This is a genomic window from Frankia sp. CeTa3Moorea (assembly GCF_978021225.1).
Map to the genome: position 1 here is coordinate 8092 of NZ_CDXDOR010000135.1, position 1937 is coordinate 10028.

Here is a 1937-nt window from a genome sequence, read left to right on the forward strand (position 1 = left end):
CCACCCACACGCTGACCGCACCGGTGGATCCGGCCCGCCCGGGCGGTGCCGGATCCACCGGTGCGGTCAGCGTGTGGGTGGCGGTCAGCGTGTGGGTGTAGGGATGATGCGGTCCGGCCAGTACCGCGGCGGCCGGGCCGACCTCCACGATCCGGCCCCAATGCAGGACGGCGACCCGGTCGGCGAGGTAGCCGACGACGGCCAGGTCGTGCGAGACGAACAGGTAGGACACGCCGTCGGCGTCCCGGGTGGTGGCGAGCAGCTCGAGCACCGCGGCCTGGACGCTGACGTCAAGCGCGGACACCGGCTCGTCGCAGACGATCAGCTTGGGATCGCCCGCGAGGGCCCGGCCGATCGCGACGCGTTGCTTCTGACCGCCCGACAGCCTCGGCGTCATCACCGGCAGCAGCCGGGAGCCGAGCTCGACGCGCCCGGCAAGGTCGGCGACCGTGCCCTCGCCGCGCAGGGTCACCAGTGCCCGGCGCAGCACCGTGGCGACGGTGTGCCGGGGATTGAGGGTGGTATCGGGGTCCTGGAAGACCATCTGCACACGTCGGCGGTTGTCCGCGCGGCGGCGGAACAGCGATGCCGGCAGCGGCCGGCCAGCGAGCCGGATCTCGCCGGGTCCGTCCGGGCCCAGCCCCACCACGGCCCGGGCAAGGGTCGTCTTCCCGCTGCCGGACTCCCCGACAAGGCCGAGTACCTCCCCGTGGCCGATGTCGAGGTCGATACCGGTGAGCACGGGTGTCCGGCCATAGCTGCGGGACAGCCCCCGCACGGTCAGCAGTCCCGGCCGGGCCTCCCGCGGGGCCACGCCGACGACCTGTTCGGGACGGCGCAGCAGTCCGACGCGGTCGCCGTGATGGCAGCGCACCGTGTGCCCGTCGTGCCCATCGTGTCCGCCGGGTCCATCGTGTCCGCCGGGTCCATCGTGTCCGCCGGGTCCATCGTGTCCGCCGGGTCCGTCATGCCCGCCGGGTCCGTCCGGGGAGTCGGCGACGGGGGCAAGCGGCGGCTCGGACGCACGGCACACCTCGTCGGCGAGCGCACACCGGTCGACGAAGATGCAGCCCACCGGCCGGTCGGTCGGCGACGGCGGCTGCCCGGGCACCGCCGGCATCCTGCGTTCCCGCCTGCTCACCCCCACCCGCGGGACGGCGGCGACGAGGGCGGCGGTGTAGGGGTGGCCAGGCGCGGTGAGCAGGTCGGCCGCCGTGCCCTGTTCGACCAGGCGGCCCGCGTACAGTACGCCCACCCGGTCACAGGTACGCGCCACCAGTTCAAGATCATGGCTGACGAGCATGACGGCGGCGTCGATCCGGCGCCGCAGCGCCTGGATCAGGTCGAGGACCTCCCGCTCGACGGCGGCGTCAAGGCCGGTGGTCGGCTCGTCGAGGACGAGCAGGCGGGGGCTGCCGGCGAGGGCCGCGGCGATGCCGACCCGCTGCTGCTGGCCCCCGGAGAGTTCGTGCGGCCAGCGTCGCGCGATCGTCGCGGGCTCGGGCAGCCGCACCGCGCCGAGCAGCTCGACGGCCCGCGCCCGGGCCTCGGCCCGGGACAGCCCCCCCAGCCGGCAGGCCTCCGCCACCTGCGCGCCGACCCGCACGGTGGGGTCCAGGCTGCTGCTCGTGCCCTGGTGGACCATGGCGAAGGCGTCGGCCCGCCACCGCCGGCGCTCCCGGGCGGACAGGGCCCGCACGTCGACCCCGTCGAGCACGATGCGGCCGGCGTCGATGGCACCCCCGCCGGGCAGCACGCCCGCGAGCGCCGCAGCCAGCGTGCTCTTGCCGCACCCCGACTCTCCGACCAGGCCGTAGGTCTCACCGGGTCGGACCCGCAGGCTGACGCCCTCGACGGCGACGGCCGGTCCGCCGGACGACGGGTAGCTCACCGTCAGTCCTTCGACGACAAGCCCCCCGGCGGCCACGGCCTCGCCC

Annotated in this window: 1 protein-coding gene; it reads right to left on the bottom strand. The window is 75.4% G+C overall.

Annotated features, from left to right (window positions below):
• A partial coding sequence (locus AC08OV_RS19335) for an oligopeptide/dipeptide ABC transporter ATP-binding protein (protein ID WP_476620064.1) occupies positions 1–1937 on the bottom strand: 1937 nt, incomplete at both ends.